The sequence below is a fragment of the Vibrio sp. Y176 genome, from assembly GCF_033438945.1.
On the sequence record NZ_JAWOQS010001094.1, the window covers coordinates 1 to 536 of the forward strand.

Genomic DNA, 536 nt, shown 5'->3' on the forward strand with positions numbered 1-536 from the left:
GTTAAAGTTACCCGCTAGGTTAAAGTTCGCGAGCTGGCTTAGATAAAAGTCACCCGTGGCATCATAAGGCATGCCTTGACGAACCATCATAACCACACTTTGCGGTGCCCCTGGTTTGTCGACAAGATGAATTTTCTGCTCACCTAATGCTGGTATTGTTTGAGGAGCATAAAGTGGTGCCGCTTCATCTTTCCATTCAGCCCAAAACGCAAGCTTCTGCTCAATGTCTTGTTTAGCAATGTCACCCACCACCACGACTTGTGCACTCTGCGGTGTGTAGTGCTTAGCGTAGAACTCACGTACATCATCAAGCGTTAGCGCACTGACCCCGGCTTGCGTGCCGTCTTTCGGACGAGCGAAAACAGAATCGCCATACAGCACTTGTCGACTTGCTTGAGATGCCATCCAACTTGGATTTTGATGTTCGTACACAAGCCCTTCGAGTGCCTGCATTTTCACACGATCAAAATCTTCTTGTTTGAACGCTGGCGATAGCAGCATCTCTTCAACGATTTTCAGTGTTGACTCTAAATTCT

Annotated in this window: 1 protein-coding gene; it reads right to left on the reverse strand. The window is 47.6% G+C overall.

The window, feature by feature from the left end:
- A partial coding sequence (locus R7O13_RS30380) for a M16 family metallopeptidase (protein ID WP_318305659.1) occupies nt 1-536 on the reverse strand: 536 nt, incomplete at both ends.